This window comes from Amycolatopsis thailandensis (assembly GCF_042723255.1).
Taxonomy (GTDB): Bacteria; Actinomycetota; Actinomycetes; order Mycobacteriales; family Pseudonocardiaceae; genus Amycolatopsis; species Amycolatopsis thailandensis.
Map to the genome: position 1 here is coordinate 44991 of NZ_JBHXJK010000038.1, position 17755 is coordinate 62745.

The window sequence follows — 17755 nt, forward strand, 5'->3', positions numbered from 1 at the left end:
AGCGGACCTTTCGTGCGTGACTGTGTGGATTTTTGAGCGTTGGACGCAACAAAATCCACACAGTCAGCGGCGCGACCGCAGTTCCAGTAAGGCCCCGGAGAGGGCGAGAGCCCCGGCACAGCAAGCGGCCACCGTCACCACCTGAGCGGCCGAAGCGTGCAGCCAAGTGGTCACCAGCACCGTTTCGACGACGACGGTCGTCCACATCAGCACGGTCACTCGCCGGTCGCCCGCGGCGAGCCGGGAGAAAAGCAGGATCTGCACCAGCGCGAGCATCGAGCCGGCGAGTGCGAACGGCCAGACGGGCATGGTGCTGGAGGCGTAGCCGGAGCCGCCGATGAACGAAAGCAGGCGTGGCCCGAAGACGAGAGAAACGAGGAGGACGAGAGCGTCGAGGGCGGCGCAGACGGCGAGGGCGGCGGGCAGGATGCGGCGCCGGTCGTCGCCGTTCGCGAAGCGGGGGAGCACCAGGACGCCGACGGCCTGGGGGAGCCAGTAGGCGATTTTCGTGACGATGGCGCCGAGCGCGTATTCGCCCGCCTCGTTCGCGGGGAGGGTGTGGCGCGCCAGGACGAGGTCGAGGTTCACCAGCAGGACCAGCGCCAGCATCGCCTGCGCCGCGTGCAGGACGTCGCCCGCTTGCCAACCAGCCTTGCGTGGTCGCGGCCGTCCACAGAGGAGCCAGCCGCAGAAGATCACCAGGTACGAGCCGATCGCGGTCCCGGCCAGCGCGCCGGTGGCGTCGCCGCCGATCACGAGACCGATCAGCGATCCGCCGACCTTGCCCGCGCCTTCGAGTGACATGAGCCCGGCCAGCAGCGCGAACCGGCCGCTGCCCTGCAGCAGACCGTGGAACAGGCCGAGCAGGGTCAGCGGGCCCAGGGTGACGGCGAGCAGCAGCGCGGGCACCACGGAACCGAGGTGCAGCAAGAAGACCAGTACCGGCGCCAGGATCAGGCCGATGGCCGCGACGATGGCGCTCGTCGTGAGTCCGAGCGCCAAGAGCGTCCCGCTGTCTTGTGGCTTTCTCGCGACGCGCAGCGCGACCACGGTTTGCAGGCCCATCGCGGGCACGACGCCGATCACCAGCACCGCCAGCAGCGAACTCAGCTCACCGAAAGCGCCCGGCGCGAGCAGCCGCGCGGCGACGATGCTCAGCGCGTAGGCACCGGCGTTGTTGGCCGCCAGCGCCAGCGAAACGAGGATCGCCGCGACACGCTTGTCGGTCCTGGCCTGATCGACCTCGACGTCTACGCTCAACGGTGCTCCCATTACCGGCGGGTAATCTCCGCGACCATAACCGCGATCGAGGCGGAAAGGGAAGAAGCACTTGGACGCACGGCGCGAACGTCTCATCCTGGCCGCGGTGTCGGCGGGGCTGGCGTTGCTGGTGTTCCTCCCGGTGCTGGAACGCGGCTTCGTCCTGAGCTACGACATGGTGTTCGCCCAGCGTCAGTCCCTCGTCCCGGACGCGGTCGGGCTCGGCTCCGCGCTGCCGCGTTCGGTCCCCGCAGACGCCGTGATCGCGCTCGCGACAGCGGTCGTTCCGGGCGACATCGTCCAGAAAATCGTCTTGTTCCTTTCGCTCTTCGGGGCGGCATACGGCGCAGCGAGGCTGGTTCCGACGGAGCAACTCGGTACGCGGGTGGTCGCCGCCACCGGTTACGCGTGGACGGCTTACTTCGCGGAGCGGCTGTTCATCGGGCATTGGCCGCTCTTGCTCACCTACGCCTGCCTTCCGTGGATCGTGCGCGCAGCGCTCTCCTTGCGCCGAAGCGAGCCGAGGGCGCTCGCGCGACTGGTACTCGCCTGCGCCCCCGCGGTGCTCACCCCACCCGGTGGGGTGCTGGCCGCGCTCACCGCGATCGTCCTGGCCGGACCGCGAAAACTCGGCCATACCGTCGGTCTCGCCGTCGTGCTCAACCTGCCGTGGCTCGTGCCGACACTCCTGCACGACGGCGGCACGCTGTCGGATCCCGCCGGGGTGGCCGCCTTCAGCGCTCGCGCGGAAAGCTGGGGGCCCGCGATCCTGAGCGTGCTCGGGCTCGGCGGCATCTGGAACGGCGACGTCGTCCCTGGCAGCCGGGGCGCGCCGATGGCGCCGGTGCTGATCCTCGTCACGGTCGCCGTGGCGCTGGCCGGTCTTCGTCCTCTGGCCCGAAGGTGGGGTACACCTCCGGCGAGAGCGTTGCTGTCGCTGGGAGTTCTCGGTGTCGTGCTCGCCGCGCTGGCGACCCTGCCGTTCGGCGAACCCGTGCTGTCCTGGGCGATGGACCACGTTCCCGGCGCGGGTTTGCTGCGGGACGCGCAGAAATGGGTGGCCTGGTGGGCGCTCCCGGTCGCGCTCGGGTTCGCGCTCGCGGTCGAAGCCGCCGCCGTACGGTCGCGGACCGGCGCGGCACGCGGGGCGCTCTTCGTGGCCGCCGCGCTCTTTCCCTTGCTCACCATGCCCGACCTCGCCTGGGGCGGCTGGGGAAAGCTCGAAGCGGTGCGCTACCCGGACGACTGGAACGCCGTCCACCGCGTGCTCGCGGAGGACGACCGGCCCGGCGACGTCGTCGCGCTGCCGCTGTCCACGTTCCGCAGATTCGCCTGGAACGACCACCGCACCCAGCTTGATCCGGCGCCACGCGCGCTGCCGGAGACCGTCCTCACCGACGACACGTTGCGGGCCGGCGGCGAGGTGATCGACGGCGAGGATTCCAGAATGGACCGTGTCCGCGCCGCGAAGTCGCCCGAAGACCTGGCGGGCGCGGGAATCGGCTGGATCCTGGTCGAACACGGGACGCCGGGACGGGTCGACCCGCGGTTGCTGACCGGCGCGGTACGGGTGTGGTCCGGTGAGTGGCTCACGCTTTACCGCACTCCGGGTGCGCCTGTCGTGACCGTGACGCGATCACCGCTCCCGGTGGTGCTGGCAAACGGAGTAGCGCTGCTGTCGATCGTCGCCGCACTGTTGTGCCTCAAGTTACCGGTGCGTACATTGAGCCGACGCAGGAATTCCCTGTCGCGGAAGGAGTAGGTCTTGGGCACCCTCATCGGCGCGGCCGCCGCCGTCATCATCGGGCTCGCAACGGCCGCAGGGGGGAGTTACGCGCTGACGAACTCCGCCGATCCGGACGCCGCGCCCCAGGTGCAGGCGAAGATCAAGGAACAGTTCAACCCGAATTCGGGCCCCGAGGCCGTCATTTACGGCAACCGCTGAGCCGGTGTCCGAGCTCGCCTCCGACCACGCGAGCCGGGTCGTCGGGCTCTACGGCGACCCCACCGTCTCCTGGAGCATCCTCCTGGAAGCGAGGCTGTCTTCGGTCCTGACGCCGGAAAAGGCGCGGATGCGGCTGGCGGTCGCGGTCGGGGAACGACCGTGGCTCGGGGCCGCTCCCGACGTCGAAGCCGTTCCCGGGAAGGAACTCCCGGCGACCCGCGATCGCTTCGCCGAGGCGGCGTACGAACGCGGTGCGCCGTTGCTGCGCGTCGCGGTCGGCATCGACGAACCCGTCGTGCTGATCGCCGCGCATCACGGCGCGCTCGACGGTCTCGGCCTGCTCGCCATCCTCGGGCTGGCCGTCGACGTCCCGATTTCGTCCGCCGCCAAGGGGATCGGCGCGCGCACGGCGGATCGGTCCTTTCTCACGTCGGCCTTCCACAGGCTCGCTGAAGCGCTTTTCGCGCCTCCGGCGAGGATCACCCCGGAACGCGCCGAAAGTCGCCCGGGTGACGTGTTCTGCGCCAGGATCCTCCCTCGCTCACGGTTCGGTTCCTCGGCTTTCGCGGCGGCGGCCGCGCGGTTGACCGGGACGTGGAATGCCCGGCACGGAAGGAAAACCGCCCGGGTCGTGGCCGCCGTGGGGGCGTCGTGGCGAGGCGGCGCCGCACCGGAACCCGAACACGACAGCGCGTTCTTCCGCTTGCGGCTCGGCGGGAATCCCGGCGTCGCCGAAGTCGGCGCGCTGCTGGCCACGCAGCCGCCGGAACCCGATTTCCCCGCCCGCAGCAGCAGAATCGCCCGGTTGGGCACGCGGCTGCTTGCGGGCAGGCTCGGTTCGACCTACCTGGTTTCCAACCTCGGCGTCGTTTCGGCGGCGGACGCGGTCACCTCGATCGCGTTCTATCCCGCCGCCAGCGGCCGCTCAGGCGTGGCGTTCGGCGCGGCGACCGTCGGGGAGACGAGCACCGTCACCGTGCGCGCACGCCGCAAGGACTTCGACGCCGCCGCCGCGGCCGGGCTGGCCGACGGGCTCGTCGAAGCCCTGCGGTGTCAGGACCCTGGGATGGGGGATGGCCACCCCGGCCACGTCGCGCACGAGTGATTCGAAGCGGTTGACGCTGTGCTCCCAGTCGAACAGACTCGCCCAGGTGACGCCGGCCCGGCCCATCTCGCTCCGGCGTTTCCGGTCGGCGAGCAGACCGTCCACCTGGGCGGTGAAATCGGCGAAGTCGTCGGCCAGCAGTCCGGTCTTGCCCTCCACAATGGATTCCGCCACCCCGCCCGCGGCCCGGTAGGCCACCGACGGCACACCGTGCGCGGCGGCCTCCATGATGACGATTCCCCAGCCCTCCTTGACCGAAGGGCACAGGTGCAGCCAGGACCGTTCCAGGATCTCGTGTTTCGCGGCCTCGTCCACCCAGCCGTGCAGCCGCACCCGGTCTTCGACACCGCGGTCACGGGCGTGCTTGCGCAGGACCTCCTCCCACGGTCCCTGGCCGACCACCTCCAGCCGCAGCGTCGGCCAGCGTCGCGTCAGTTCCGCGACGACGTCGATCGCGTGCTCGATCCGCTTGTGCGGCACCAGTCTGCTGACCGCGACCAGCGTCGGCTCGGTCTCCCGGACGGCCTTGCCGCGCGGGGGAGTGTCCAAACCGTTGGGTACCACGGTGATCCGTGATCCCTCGACGCCAAGGCCGGCGAGCTCGCCCTTGGTGATCTCGGAAACCGTGACGTAGCGGCAGTGCCGGAACAGCCACGGCGCCAGCCGCGACTCGATCCACCAGCCGAGCCGGCCCAATGTCTCGCCGAGCGCGCTGATCCACTGTTCCTTGTGGACGTGGTGCACGAGCACGAGAACCGGGCAGCCCGCCACCAGCCTGGCGAAGAAGGGCATCCCGTTCTGCACGTCGACCACGAGGTCGGCGTGTGCCCTGCGGATCGCCCGGAGCGCGTGGAGGTACACGCCGAACTTGTTGCCGCGGCGGCGATAGCGGACACCGTCGCGCCATTCCCCGGCGTTCGCGCCCGGATAGGCCGCGCACTGGATCTCCACCCGGTACCCGGCCTTGGCGAGCCCTTCGGCCATCCGCTCGACGTACCGCTCGGAGCCGCCGCCTTCGGGATGCCCGGTGTCGCGCCAGTTGACGAGCAGCACACGTGGCCGTTCCATCGTGGTTCTCCCAACCTGTTGGCGACAATGCTAGGTTACCGGTGCGTACACGGTAGATGAATCATTCTCGGAAAGCGATGGTTCGATGGTCGGTAATCGGTCGGTGACCCCTGAAACGATCCCTCATCGCGCCGGCTTGCGCCGATCGGTGACGTTGTTCCGGGCTTTTCTCACCGAGCAGACGGATCCGGACGGTTTCTATTCGGTGCTGGCCGATGACTCCGTCCGGCAATTGGCGCAGCACACTCCGTTGAACGGCCGGACCATCGTCGACGTCGGCGGCGGGCCCGGCTATTTCTCCGATGCCTTCCGTGCCGCGGGAGCCGCCTACCTGGGCATAGATCCCGACGTCGGCGAGCTGACGGCGCGGGGTGAGGCCGGGGAGAACATGGTGCGCGGCAGCGGGACGCGACTGCCGGTGCGCACCGGATCCGTGGACGTCTGCTATTCGTCGAATGTCCTCGAACACGTTTCCGAACCCGAGGTCATGCTGGCCGAGATGTGCCGGGTGACCAAACCGGGCGGGACGGTTTTCGCCTCGTTCACGCCCTGGTGTTCACCATGGGGCGGGCACGAGACGGCGCCTTGGCATTTCCTCGGTGGCGCCTACGCCCGGCGGCGTTATCTCGAAAAGAACGGCAAGGAGCCGAAGAACAAATTCGGCGAGAGCCTTTTCGCTTATTCGGCCGGCGCGGCCATCCGGTGGGGGAAGGCCACGCCGCTCGCCGATCTTCAAGAGGTCTACCCGCGCTACCACCCTTCCTGGGCCCAGTGGATCGTGCGTGTCCCCGGCGTCCGGGAAGTGGCGTCGTGGAACCTGGTGATGGTGCTGCGCAAGCGTTAGTGCCGCGAAGGCGTGCGGCGCTTCGCCAGCAGGAAGACCCCGAGGGCGAGGAAGACCGCGCCGGCGATCCCGAGCACGATCGGCCCGGTGCTCCCGATGAAGTCGAGCTTGCCCTTGTTCTCGTCGACCTGTTTGACCATCGCGTCGACGGTCGCGTCGGTGAAGGCCAGCTTGCCGTCGAAGACCACCGTGGGAGTGGGGTTCGCGGCCGACCGGAGTTCCTGGTGCGACTGCTGTTCCTGCTTGACCTGGATCCCCGTCACCGGCTCGATCCAGCTGGTGATGGTGCCCTGGTAGAACTGGCCCGCCTCGACCGAGTCCCCGGTGGCGCCGATGAGTGAACCGGGCACCTTCTTCGTCGAGATCTTCGTGTCGGGGATCTCCTGGACGAACTTGTAGACCTCGACGCCCTTGATCTCGTCGACACCCTTGAACCGGGCCTGCACCGCGCGGCCGGTGTTGTCGTCGTAGACCTGGTAGTCCTTCTGTTCGGTACCGAAGGGGAACTTGAAGTTCAGGCCGGGCTGAGGCTTGTACTCCTGGATCTCCTTGGGCTTCTCGTTCTCCTTCTCGGCTTTCTCTTCTAGCTTGGTGACGAAGCTGCTCTTGTCGGAGCACTTCGACTCCTGGTCGCCGCCCGGCGGCACGTAGCCCTCCGCGGTGCGGCGGTCGAAGCAGACCTGGCGCTTGCTCGCGCTGACCACGGTGTCGTCGGCGGTGTCGACGACCGACACGGCCATCAGCCATACGGCGACGTCCGTGCCCTCCTGCATCTCCGGCGGCGCGAAGTTCGCCACCACGTGGGCGGTGGCCTTCAGTTTGGCGTCGTCACGGATCTCGGTGACGGTCTTGCCGTCCACGGTCTTCACCGCGAGCACCTTGGACGCGGTGCCTTCGAGGATCGACGTCGATTCCTGGTTCAGTGGCACCTTGGCGAGTTCGGGTTTCACGTAGGTCGGCAGCAACACCGCGCCGGCGACGGCGAACACCCCTAGGGCCAAGAAGATCAGGCTCAACGCTCGTCGCAACGGTCCTCCTGGTGAAACCACGGAAACATCCACATTACCCATCGGTAATCGGTCGCCAGATAGTGGCTTGCGGGCCGGTCAGCGTCAAAGGTGTGACCGGCGGTCACAGGCACGCCGTGCGACCGGAAGGCGGTACGGAAGCGGCCATTCGGCGCAGACCGCCAAACATGTTTGTTCCCGGGAACAACGTGAGCGGGCCCACTATCGGACGACTTCCGGTGCGTGGAAAGGAACTTTGTGCCGCAGGACGCGATCGATCCCCGCGCGCTGGACATCGGCGCCTACTCGGATTCCATCACCGACGTCGAGCTCCGCGACGCGGTCGCGGACGTCGCGGCGTTGCTTTCGTTGCACGGCAACGTGATCCGCGACCTCGACGCCAGGAGATCACGGTGGCGTCCCGGGCGGCGCTCGCCGCATCCCGACATCGTCCTGTCCGGGGCCGGACGCCGTCCACAGTGGACGAGGTCCGCCAATCCCGAGGTCACTCTGCCGGTCGCCACGACCACGCGCGGCCGCACGCTCGCGGTACGGCTCACCGCGCGGCCCGGTCTCGGGCACACGTTGCTGGACCTCGCGAAGATCATCGACGCCGACATGGCGCCGGAGAGACGCTCTTAAGGCCGGTCGTCCGCGAGCCGGACCGCTTCCAGCGCGACGTAGAGCTCCCCGACGTCGACAGGATCGGACAGGTCGCGCCGGGTCAGTTCCTGCACCCGGCGCAGCCGGTACCGGACCGTGTTCGGGTGGACGATCAGCCGGTCCGCGGCCTCCTTCGCGGAGCCGTGCCCGGCGAACCACGCGACCAGGGTGTCGAGCAGGACCTGCCGTTCGGCCGCGGGCAGCACGAGGAGCCCGGTGAGTACCGCGCGGACGACGTCGCGTGACATCTCCGGCGCGCTCGCGACCAGCGTGGTGACCGGCGAGTCACCGAAGACGGCGACCCCGGTGGCGCCCGTCGCGAGCGAACGGCGGGCGATCCGCGCCCGGTGGACCGCGTCCGGTACGTCGAGGAACCCGTTGAACGGCCTGCTCATCCCCACCGCCAGCGGCAGTGTGCCCAGGACGTCACGCAGCCGGCGGACGTCCTCGACGCGGTCGATCACGACCAGGCCGATCTCGGCGCCCGGCCGCCAGACCGACTTCCAGCGCCGTGCCCGCAGCAGCGCCTCGACCCCGGGGCGTTCATCCGGCTCGACGGCCTCGGTCACGACGGCGACGAACGTGCCCGCCGCCGGGAGATCGAGTTCCTTGGCGGCGTTCTCGACTTCCACCTGGGTGGCGAACCTGCCCTGGAGGAGACCGTCCAGCAGGGCGAGCTTCTCCTGGGAGAGTTCGGCGGCGACCTCGCTGTACGCGGTGGTCAGCGCGTCGGAGTAGAGGTCGATGGTCTTCCACACGTTGGAATTGATCTCCACCGTGCGCGCGGGGTTGATGAATCCCGGACCCGCCAGCTCCAGCAGTCGTTCGTAGACGAAGATCCCGCCGATCCGGAACGCGCGGAGCACGGACGGCAGCGGGATACCCTGCCGGGCCTGCGCCAGTCCGGTCTTGCGGGCCGCGTCGAGCGGGAGCCCCCGCCCCTCGACGAGCGCTGTCAGCGCGCGCTCCAGATTCGCCCGGCAGACCTTGCGCAACTCGTCCGGCGCGGTGCTGTCCACCTGGTGGTAGAACTCGTCCTCGTCGCTGAGCAGCCGGGCCAGGCGATCGCTGAACTCGGGCAGCCGGGTGAGCATCGCCTGCATGAGCACACGCTGCTCCCGGGGTGCGGGAGTAGCGAGAGCTTCGGTGCCCATCCGTCAACTCTAACCCGACGGAGCGGCCGCTTTTTATCACGATGCGACGAAAGGGCGGTTTCCGGTGCTGAGCGTGGCTGACAAACGGGACGGACACCGCCGGACGGGGACCCCCTCCGTCCGGCGGTGGCCGAGGTGGTCCGCGATCAGTGGTTGATCTTGAACCACGGCTGCGACCAGCCGAGATAGGTGTAGTTCCACGCGCTCTTGATCTCCGAGATCGTGGTCTCGGTGAAACTGCCCTTGCCGTGGATGTCGTTCGACAGGAACTTGCCGCCGCCGATGGAGATCATGGTGTGCCCAGTGCCGCCGTTGCTGAAGAAGGCGAGCCCGCCCGCGGGGACCTGGGTGTCACCCGGGTGCTTGTACGAACCGGGGAGCTGGGTCCAGTGGACGTACGCCGTCTCCGAGCCGCTCGCTGTCCAGCCGTAGGCCCACGAGTTGATCCGGTCGCACCAGCGGTAGTAGTCCGGGTCGTTGTTGGTGTGCACGTGCGCCTTCGCCCACGCGACGGCTTCGGCGCAGGTCCTCGGGTTGCCGGTGCCCGCGGTGGAGCAGGAGAGGGTGCTGCCGGCGCAGTCCGGGGCGACCCGGCCGTCCGAGCCGGTGTAGACGTAGGCGTCGCTGATGTAGCCGCCCTTCGACGGCACGTAGTCCCAGATGTCGGTGGTGCCGTACTTCCCGGTCACCGTCGAGCCGTTCGCCTGGCAGTCGATCGTGACGGCGGTGCCGCTCGCGACCGTGCCGACCGAGCTCGCGCTGGTGCTCGGGCTCGACCGCACCGTCACGGCCACCCCGGAGTCGGTGTTCACCGTGCCCGACGCCGCCAGTGCCTCGCCCGCGCCGCCGAGCATGATCGCCCCGGCCAGCGCGATCGTGCCCACGGCACCTCTGACGATCCTGGATCGGATCTTCATTTCTGTCCTCCAGTGGTATCCCCGAATAGGTGGACAGGATGGAGGACCCTCGTACAAGCGGCGTACAAGAAATCGATCGTCCGAAGTGGACGGTTCTATACCGGGACGAGCTCCGGTTCGGTGGTATGGCCGATGATCGGGACATCGGCCGCGTAACGGGCGTTCCGCTCGGTGAGCAGGGCACGCAGCCGCGCCAGCGCCCGGAACTGGGCCGCGCGGACCGCTCCGGCGCTCGGCAGGCCGAGCCGTTCGGCCGTCTCCTCGGCCGAAAGGCCGAACACGAACCGGAGGACGAGCACCTCCCGGTGCGGCATCGGCAGCCGGGCCAGCAGGACCCCGGCCTGCATCCGGTGCTCCAGCCGCTCGATCTCGTCCGGGTCGCGGCGTGCCCAGAAGGTCAGGGCGTCGCCGACCTCGGGGACGGAGGCCACCGGTTCGCGGGAGCGGCGCCGATGGAAGTCGGCCACCTTGTGCCCGGCGATCCCGAGGACGAACGCGAGGAACCGGTCCGGGCGGTACCGGTAGCGGGGCAAGGCGATCAGGACCGCTTGCAGCACCTCCTGCGCGCAGTCCTGGGCGTCGCAAACGCCCGTCCCGGCCGTCGCGAGCCGGGAGGCGCAGTAGCGGAACACGTGCGGGGAAAGGAAACGAGCCAGTTCCCGGATCGCGTCCGGATCACCCGCGACGGCCGCCCGGACGAGTCTGCTGTCCGGGTTGGGCAGCCGCCTCGCCGTGGCGTCGGCACGGGAGTCAGCGGGTACCGTCGATGGCGCTACCTCGTCCAAGTCTGCGCTCCTGGGTCGGGGGAACTGGCCGCCAAGGTGCGCCCGTCATCGGGGACTAGGACTTCGTGCGCGGAGTTCCACCTTGCCCCGCCGTGTCAGGGATGTCCACACGTAGGGCGTGAAGTCATCCGAACCGCGCAATGTCTACTGTGGACGATGGGGCAGCGAGCCCTTGAGGCAGGACAGCACCGGGGGATAGGCGGTGGTGTCGGTGCTGAGGAAATCCGACGTCCAGACGAGGCAATGCGCCAGAACCCGGATCCGCTGGTCCAGATCGGTGTTCTCGCAGGCCTCCCCGATCTGGTCGGCACAGGTGTCGCGGTCGTCACGGACGCTGGCGGCGATGGCGCGGACGATCGCCGCCACCGCCGGGTCGAGTCTGTCGGGCCGGACCGTCAGGCCCGAGTGATCCCGCAGGCGCAGGGTGAACGGCTCACGGATCCGCAGCGAACGACGGCGATCCTTGGCGGCCAGGGAAAAGGTGTCGACAAGACGGCCGATGACGTCGCCGAGCGCCGGTCCCTGCCTGCCGGACGAGGCGGTGGAGACCAGCGCGGCGGCGAGCCGGTCGGCCTCGCCCGCTCTGGTGAGTGAAAGGAGATCGCGGGCGATGGTGTGCGCGCGTCTGGCGGTGGGTTGCATGTCAGGCCCCTCGTTCTGTCGTGCGGAGAACCGATACCCCGCATAACGAGCGCTAAACGCGAAGGTCTGTCGGATTGGCACGGGTGGGGGCGAGGGTTGCGCCGTTCGGCTCAATCCGTAGGGAGGGAGTTGCGCTGTAACGGCGAGCGACCGGAGGACGACGCCTGGTGCGACCGGTCGTCGGCGGGCGGAGGGCCATGCTGTCGAGTCTCCTTCCGGGGCTGCGGGAACTCCGGGCGCCGCTCGCCGCGGGCTATGTCTGGCTGCTCGGCCTCTGGCTCGCCTTGCGGCCCGGTCTGCCGCCGGACGTCCACGCCACCGGTGTCTACAAGGACCTCCTGGATCTGGGAACCTGGGCGGGTAAGGCCGCGATCTTCGCGGCCGCCACCTTCGCCGCCTACCTTCTCGGCACGATGTCCCTCGCCGTCACGCATTGGCTGGACACGATCGTGACCCCGCTGTTCCGGCGGTCGAAACTGCGAAGGATCGCCTGGATCGAGCCGAAATACCGCGGCAGGCGCCGGATCCTGCGTGCCTTGCGGGACGCCGTGCTCAACAAGCTGTCCGACCGGTTCCTCACGGACGAGACCTTCCGTGACCAGGTGCTGTCCCATGTCGCCGGTCTCCAGGATTTCGCCCGGCGGGCGGGACAGGAACTCCCGGAGATCGTCGCCGGTGTCCGAAGCGGCGATCACCGGCGCCGGGCCATGGACGACTACCTCCACCGGTGGCATCTCCTCGGAACCGTCGTCCGGCTCGACGTCTACGTCGAATCGGCCAAGGAGGATCTGGACTACGTCGGGCCGAGGCTGCTGGGGAAGGAGGACCAGCTCTACGGGGAATACGACCGGCAGAACGCCGAAGGATCGTTGCGCATCGGGCTTTTCCTGCCGCTCACGTTCCTCGTCGCCGTCCTGGCCTGGCGAGTGAGCCCGTGGTGCCTGCCCGCCTTGATCGTGCCCGTGAAGCTGCTCTATCTCGGCTCCTCGTCGTGGGCCGCGGCCGAGCAGAACCTCGCGGTGGCGCTCGCCGCGGAACGGGTCGAGAGCCCGACGCTGGAACGGCTCAAGTCCGCCGACGTCGAGTTCGTCCCCTTCGAAGAGCTGGTGGTGGGGCGGGTCGTGCCCGGCTACTACGCCGGCTACCCGAACGCCCGGGCGCCGATCGAAACGCAGGGACGCATCGCGACCGTCGCACCGAGCAGATCCATGCCGAAACCGAAGTTCTAGCCGCGTCTCGTGATAACGAGACGTTCATCCTCTACGCCCGGGAGTACGCGTCCTTCTGCGATCGCCCGGACCGTCGAAGCCATTCGCGCTCTCGGGTTCGCGGTCGACGATGACCTTTGGTTGACTTCCGCGGTCAAGTGCAGCGATGGCGACGACGGTTGCCGGGCATCGGGCAAAGACGGCAACGAGAACACCGAGACCAACGGCAAGTAGTGCCAGGACAGGACGATCAGGTGAAGAAGTACGGCTGGAACGAGCTGCCGGAACCTGTTCGGGACGCCATTCGGGAGCGGGCAGGAGCCATCGACAGGCTCGGTGAGATCGAGACCGGCCAAAGCAGCAACTTCGCCGCGGTCGTCCATCGCGATGGAACGACGCCCTTGTTCGTCAAGGGGGTCGAAGGCGTGTCGCCCGCGATGCGTTGGCTTCGGAACGAAGCCGAACTCGGCGGTCTCGTCTCCGGCATCGCCCCGGCCGTGCACTTCGCCCTCGACATCGAGGATTGGCTGATCGTGGGCTTCGAGTACGTGGCCGGTCGGCGGGCCCGGCTACGACCGGGCTCGTCGGACCTCGGCCGTATCGCCGACACGGTCAACCGCATCGGCGATTTGGCGGCGCCCGACCTCAAGCCGCTGGAACAGCGCTGGAAATCCAGCTGGTGGCCCAAGCTCGCCCAGGACCGGCCGGAGATCGTCGGAGACTGGGACCTCGACGAGTTGACGGCGTGGGAGCAGAAGGCCCCGGCGCTCACCGCCGGGACCTCCTTGCTGCACACAGATCTCCACGCCGATCAGTTCCTCATCCCCGTGGCCGGAGACGTCCGCGTCGTCGATTGGGGCTGGCCGGCCCAGGGCGCCGCCTGGGTCGACCCGGCCTTCATGGTGCTTCGCCTCATCAGCGCGGGTCATCGGACGGCGGACGCCGAGGCCTGGGCGATGACGAACACACGATGGCGAGAGGCCGCCGAAGAGGAGATCACCGCGTTCGCCGTGTACGTCGCTGGGCTCTGGAATTACAAGGCCGCCACGACGACCAGGCTGGCGTGTATCGCACGTGACTACGCCGGCTGGAGACTGCGACTGTCGTAGTTCTAGCGCGCGAGCAGGTCCCGCAGGGCCTTCACCACCTCCGACGGTGACTCCTCGGCCATGAAATGGCCCGACGTGACGGTCCGGTGGTCCAGGTCCGCCGCCCACGCCCGCCAGAGCGCGACCGCGTCGTAGCCGAGGGCGGCGCCCCAGTCCTGCTGGAGCACGGTGAGCGGCATGGCGAGCCGGTTGCCCGCGTCCCGGTCCGCCTTGTCGTGCTCGACGTCGATACCGGCCGACGCGCGGTAGTCGGCGACGATCGAGGTCACCGCGTTGCGGGAGGCCTGAAGGTACGCGGCCCGGACGTCGGCGGGGATCGCGTCGCCGCGCTGTGTCCACGCGTCGAGGAAGTGGCCGAAGAACGCGTCGGGCGCTCCGGCGATCAACTGCTCGGGCAGCCCGGGCGGCTGGGCCATCAGGTAGAGGTGGAAGCCGACGGCGGCGCTGGTGCCCCGCATGACGTCCCACATGTCCAGCGTCGGCAGCACGTCGAGGATCGCGAGGTGGCTCACCTTGTCCGCGTGGTCGAGCCCGGCCCGCAGCGCGACCAGCGCGCCCCGGTCATGTCCCGCGAGCGCGAACCGGTCGTGGCCGAAGGCCTTCGCGACGGCGACGACGTCGGCCGCCATCGAACGCTTCGAGTAGGTCTCGCCGGTGTCGGCGGGCTTGTCGCTCTCGCCGTATCCTCGCAGGTCAGGGCAGAGAACCGTGTGGTCCGCCGCCAGATCCGCCGCGACGTGCCGCCACATGAGATGGGTTTCGGGGAAGCCGTGCAGCAGCACGATCGGGCTGCCGGTCCCGCCGACGGCGACGTTGAGTGCCACGCCGTCCGCCACGGGCACACGCTGGTAATCGAATCCTGTGATACGCATGATCGCCAGCCTCCCCGGCCCGAATCAGCACCCGGTCAGCGTCGAACGAGCGGCCGGGGCACGATGGTCACCGTCGGTGAAGGAGGTGGCGATGCGGTTCGGGGTGCTCGGCCCCCTCGTGGCCGAGGACGCGCGGGGCGACGTCGGGCTCAAGGGCCCGCGGCACCGGGCGGTACTGGCCAGGCTGCTGATCGCCCGCGGCCGGGTCGTCCCGGTGGAACGCCTGGTCGACGACCTGTGGGAACGTCCGCCCGAAGGCGCTGTCGGCGCCGTCCAGACCTTCGTCGGCGCCCTGCGCCGCGCGCTGGAGCCGGACCGCGCGCCCCGGGAGCCCGCGCGGCTGCTCGTCACGGTCGCCCGTGGTTACGCCCTGCGAGCGGACTCCGTCGACGCCTGGGACTTCGAAACCGCCGTCACCGCGGCCCGTGAACTGCTGGATGCCCGCCGGGCGGACGCCGCCCTGTCTCAAGTGGACACCGCGCTCGCGCTGTGGCGTGGCCCCGCGTACGCCGAGTTCGCCGAGGAGGGCTGGGCGCGCGGCGAGGTCTCCCGTCTGACCGAACTCCGGCTGCTGGCCGGGGAACTCCGTGCCGAAGCCCTTCTCGGGCTCGGACGGGCGGCCGAGGCGATCCCCGGGCTGGAGCCGCGAGTGCGTGAATACCCGTTGCGGGAAAACGGTTCCCGGCTACTGGCGCTCGCGCTCTATCGATCGGGGCGGCAAGGTGACGCGCTGACGGTGTTGCGCACCACGCGCGAGCGGCTCGCCGAGGACCTCGGTCTCGACCCGGGCGAGGGCCTGCGTGCGCTGGAAGCCGACATCCTGGCGCAAGCGCCCAGGTTGAAGCCGTCCGCGCCCCGGATCGTCGAGCGGCCACTGATCGGACGCGACCCGGAAATGGCGAAACTCGAAGAGGCCGCGACGCGGTCAGGGCTTGTGCTCGTCTCCGGCGACGCAGGGGTGGGGAAGACCGCGCTCGCCGAGGCCTTCTCCGCTCGCCTCGCCGCCAGGGGCTGGACCACGGCCTGGGGGAGCGATCCCGACGACGAAGGCGCGCCGCCCGCCTACGCGTGGAGCCGGATCCTTGCCACACTCGCCGACGCAGGGCACGGCGCCGCGCCGAAGGCGGAGCCCGGCACCGAAGATCCCGTGACCGCGCGCTGGCGATGGCATCGGGCGGTCGCGTCCTACCTGGTCGGCGCCGCGCCGCTCCTGCTCGTCCTCGACGATCTGCATTGGGCGGGCGAGGAGACGCTGGCATTGCTGACCGCGGTGCTGACCGAGCCGGTGCTGATCGTCGCGACCCATCGCGGCACCGATCCACCCGGCCGGCTGACGGAATTCCTCGGCCGTGCCGCGAGATTCGAGCCGACGCGGATCTATCTCGGTGGCCTGCCCGAGACCGAAGTCGCCGGCTTGGTCAGGGTCACGACCGGGGAGGAGATCGACCCGGAGACGGCCGCGGTGATCCATCGGCGCAGTGGCGGGAACGCCTTTTTCGTCCGTGAACTCGCCCGCCTGCTGGCCACCGAGGGCCCGGCCGCGCTGGACGCGGTACCGCCGGGAGTCCGTGACGTCGTCCGGCACCGGGTGGAAGCGTTGCCGGAAGTGGCTCGTGGCGTGGTGCGCCGGGCCGCGGTGATCGGCACGGACGTCGACCTGGACGTTCTTGAGGCCCTGGAAGGAGAAACCGCGCTCGACGCGGTGGAAGTCGGGGTCCGGCACGGATTCCTGACCGAACGCGCGCCGCGTCGGTTCCGGTTCGCCCACGCGCTCGTGCGGGAAACGCTCTACGACGATCTCTCTCGTTCGCGGCGCGCCCGCGAACACGGCAAGATCGCCGCGGCGCTGGAAGGTCTTCGCCCCGACGACGTCGACGCCTTGGCTCACCATTTCCTGCTGTCCGAAGAGCGGGCCGGCCGCGCCGCGCGGTACGCCCAAGCCGCCGCCGAACGGGCCGAAAGTCGTTTCGCACAGGCGGAAGCGGCGAGGCTATGGGACTCCGCGCTCACCGCGTACGACCGGTCCGGCGCCTCCGATCCGGAGAAGCGGCTGGCGCTGATCATGGGCAAGGCCCGCGCGTCGGCCGTGGCCGGCGGTCTCGGCCAGTCCCGGAAGGATCGGGCCGAAGCGCTGGAACTGGCGGAAAAGCTCGACGATCCGCTGCTGACCGCGCGGGTGATCGGCGCCTTCGACGTCCCGGCGGTCTGGACCGAGAGCGACGACGTGGAACTGGCCGCGCGAATCGCGGACGCCGTCGAGCGGACCCTCGCCGCGTTGCCCGCCGAACGGGAGACCGAGCGGTGCCGCCTGCTGGCCACCCTCGCCGTCGAACTGCGGAACGCGGGCGGGAGCCGGGCTCGCGAGGCGGCCCGCGAAGCCGAGGAACTCGCCAGGAGGCTCGATGATCCGGCGCTGCTGGCGTTCGCGCTCAACGCGAGGTTCTTGCAGTCCTTCGATCGCGCGGGGCTCGCACCCCGGCGCGCCGAGATCGGCACGGAACTGGTCGGCCTCGCCACGCGGCACGGGCTGGTGACCTTCGAGGTGCTCGGGCATCTCGTGCTCGTGCAGGCGAAGAGCGCGCTCGCGGATTTCGAAGCCGCGGACCGGCATGCCGCGGCCGCGGACGACCTCGGGGAGACGTACGGCCTCCCGCTCGTCGGCGTGTTCACCCGCTGGTACCGCGCGATGCGGGCCGCGATGACCGGCGACGGTGGGGAAGCCGCCTATCGCGCCGCGGCGGCGGGGCTCACCGGAACGGCCATGTCCGGAGTGGACAACGGGATCCTCTCGCTCGCCCTGTTCTGTGACCGGCTCCAGCGAGGCTTGCCGCCCGAAGCGCGCGAAAGCGGTTACGGCGCTTACGAAAGCTGGTGCCGCCCGGTCCTCCCGATTCCGGATTCGCCCCGGGACCTGCTGTACGAAGCCCGCACGTGCCTGCACGCCGTCGTCGCGATCGAACTCGGCGACCGCGCGACCATGGAACGCCTGTACGCCGAACTGCTCCCCGCCGACGGCGAGATCGCCGGAGCCGGGAGCGGAATGCTGACCCTTCGCCCGGTCGCCTGCTACCTCGGCGACCTGGCTACCGCCCTCGACCTGCGAGAAGCGGCCGCCGGGCACTACCGGAAGGCACGGGCCATCGCGGCGAAGGCCGGATCACCGCACTGGGTTTAGC

15 protein-coding genes are annotated in these 17755 nt (G+C 69.6%); 7 read left to right on the plus strand and 8 right to left on the minus strand.

All coding sequences use genetic code 11. The annotated features are described in order from the left end of the window. Positions 1 to 63 precede the first annotated feature (63 nt). Entirely contained in the window at positions 64 to 1260 is a 1197-nt protein-coding gene (locus ACFWMR_RS17485; protein ID WP_378379075.1) for a lipopolysaccharide biosynthesis protein, read from the minus strand. Between the two features lie 70 nt (positions 1261 to 1330). Here ACFWMR_RS17485 and ACFWMR_RS17490 point away from each other — a divergent pair, with 70 nt between their 5' ends. Beyond that, complete coding sequence (locus tag ACFWMR_RS17490; RefSeq protein ID WP_378379076.1) at positions 1331 to 3022, plus strand: hypothetical protein; 1692 nt, start codon at positions 1331 to 1333, stop codon at positions 3020 to 3022. Positions 3023 to 3025: 3 nt separating this feature from the next. After that, complete coding sequence (locus ACFWMR_RS17495; protein ID WP_093934345.1) at positions 3026 to 3205, plus strand: hypothetical protein; 180 nt, start codon at positions 3026 to 3028, stop codon at positions 3203 to 3205. 925 nt (positions 3206 to 4130) lie between these two features. Here ACFWMR_RS17495 and ACFWMR_RS17500 read toward each other — a convergent pair. Continuing rightward, entirely contained in the window at positions 4131 to 5363 is a 1233-nt protein-coding gene (locus ACFWMR_RS17500) for a glycosyltransferase family 4 protein (protein ID WP_378379089.1), read from the minus strand. Between the two features lie 163 nt (positions 5364 to 5526). On the opposite strand from ACFWMR_RS17500, the gene ACFWMR_RS17505 reads away from it, so the two are divergent. Then, positions 5527 to 6222: a class I SAM-dependent methyltransferase gene (locus tag ACFWMR_RS17505; protein WP_378379077.1), complete on the plus strand. Its 696-nt coding sequence runs from the start codon at positions 5527 to 5529 to the stop codon at positions 6220 to 6222. On the opposite strand, the gene ACFWMR_RS17510 is transcribed toward ACFWMR_RS17505, so the two are convergent. Then, positions 6219 to 7250, minus strand: coding sequence for a DUF3068 domain-containing protein (locus ACFWMR_RS17510; protein ID WP_167406120.1), 1032 nt, complete (start codon positions 7248 to 7250; stop codon positions 6219 to 6221). The genes ACFWMR_RS17505 and ACFWMR_RS17510 overlap by 4 nt on opposite strands. A gap of 237 nt (positions 7251 to 7487) precedes the next feature. Between ACFWMR_RS17510 and ACFWMR_RS17515 the strand changes: the two genes are divergently transcribed. Continuing rightward, positions 7488 to 7871 (plus strand): hypothetical protein, encoded by a 384-nt coding sequence (locus ACFWMR_RS17515; RefSeq protein ID WP_093934343.1) that lies wholly within the window; start codon positions 7488 to 7490, stop codon positions 7869 to 7871. Here the strand turns inward: ACFWMR_RS17515 and ACFWMR_RS17520 are convergent. The 4 genes from ACFWMR_RS17520 to ACFWMR_RS17535 form a co-directional block, all read right to left on the minus strand. Further along, on the minus strand, positions 7868 to 9046 hold the full coding sequence (locus tag ACFWMR_RS17520; protein ID WP_093934342.1) for a PucR family transcriptional regulator: 1179 nt from the start codon (positions 9044 to 9046) through the stop codon (positions 7868 to 7870). The two genes, ACFWMR_RS17515 and ACFWMR_RS17520, sit on opposite strands and share 4 nt — an antisense overlap. Before the next feature lie 146 nt (positions 9047 to 9192). Beyond that, entirely contained in the window at positions 9193 to 9963 is a 771-nt protein-coding gene (locus ACFWMR_RS17525; RefSeq protein WP_378379078.1) for a hypothetical protein, read from the minus strand. A 95-nt stretch (positions 9964 to 10058) separates the two neighbouring features. Further along, positions 10059 to 10748, minus strand: coding sequence for a sigma-70 family RNA polymerase sigma factor (locus tag ACFWMR_RS17530; protein WP_378275917.1), 690 nt, complete (start codon positions 10746 to 10748; stop codon positions 10059 to 10061). Positions 10749 to 10892: 144 nt separating this feature from the next. Next, the gene (locus tag ACFWMR_RS17535) at positions 10893 to 11390 is read right to left on the minus strand and encodes a hypothetical protein (protein WP_378379079.1); all 498 of its coding nucleotides are present in this window, start codon (positions 11388 to 11390) and stop codon (positions 10893 to 10895) included. A 197-nt stretch (positions 11391 to 11587) separates the two neighbouring features. On the opposite strand from ACFWMR_RS17535, the gene ACFWMR_RS17540 reads away from it, so the two are divergent. Together ACFWMR_RS17540 and ACFWMR_RS17545 are read left to right on the plus strand one after the other, a co-directional pair. After that, positions 11588 to 12619, plus strand: a complete 1032-nt coding sequence (locus ACFWMR_RS17540; protein WP_143267084.1) for a hypothetical protein — start codon at positions 11588 to 11590, stop codon at positions 12617 to 12619. A 233-nt stretch (positions 12620 to 12852) separates the two neighbouring features. Then, the gene (locus ACFWMR_RS17545) at positions 12853 to 13707 is read left to right on the plus strand and encodes a hypothetical protein (RefSeq protein WP_378379080.1); all 855 of its coding nucleotides are present in this window, start codon (positions 12853 to 12855) and stop codon (positions 13705 to 13707) included. Positions 13708 to 13709: 2 nt separating this feature from the next. On the opposite strand, the gene ACFWMR_RS17550 is transcribed toward ACFWMR_RS17545, so the two are convergent. Continuing rightward, on the minus strand, positions 13710 to 14579 hold the full coding sequence (locus ACFWMR_RS17550) for an alpha/beta fold hydrolase (protein WP_378379081.1): 870 nt from the start codon (positions 14577 to 14579) through the stop codon (positions 13710 to 13712). A gap of 91 nt (positions 14580 to 14670) precedes the next feature. On the opposite strand from ACFWMR_RS17550, the gene ACFWMR_RS17555 reads away from it, so the two are divergent. Next, on the plus strand, positions 14671 to 17754 hold the full coding sequence (locus tag ACFWMR_RS17555; RefSeq protein ID WP_378379090.1) for a BTAD domain-containing putative transcriptional regulator: 3084 nt from the start codon (positions 14671 to 14673) through the stop codon (positions 17752 to 17754). Position 17755: the final 1 nt, after the last annotated feature.

Bases quoted from the DNA above. Each gene is read 5' to 3' on its own strand.
- ACFWMR_RS17535 (WP_378379079.1), bottom strand. From the start codon at position 11,390: ATGCAACCCACCGCCAGACGCGCGCACACCATCGCCCGCGATCTCCTT.
- ACFWMR_RS17555 (WP_378379090.1), top strand. From the start codon at position 14,671: ATGCGGTTCGGGGTGCTCGGCCCCCTCGTGGCCGAGGACGCGCGGGGC.
- ACFWMR_RS17525 (WP_378379078.1), bottom strand. From the start codon at position 9,963: ATGAAGATCCGATCCAGGATCGTCAGAGGTGCCGTGGGCACGATCGCG.
- ACFWMR_RS17540 (WP_143267084.1), top strand. From the start codon at position 11,588: ATGCTGTCGAGTCTCCTTCCGGGGCTGCGGGAACTCCGGGCGCCGCTC.
- ACFWMR_RS17520 (WP_093934342.1), bottom strand. From the start codon at position 9,046: ATGGGCACCGAAGCTCTCGCTACTCCCGCACCCCGGGAGCAGCGTGTG.
- ACFWMR_RS17550 (WP_378379081.1), bottom strand. From the start codon at position 14,579: ATGCGTATCACAGGATTCGATTACCAGCGTGTGCCCGTGGCGGACGGC.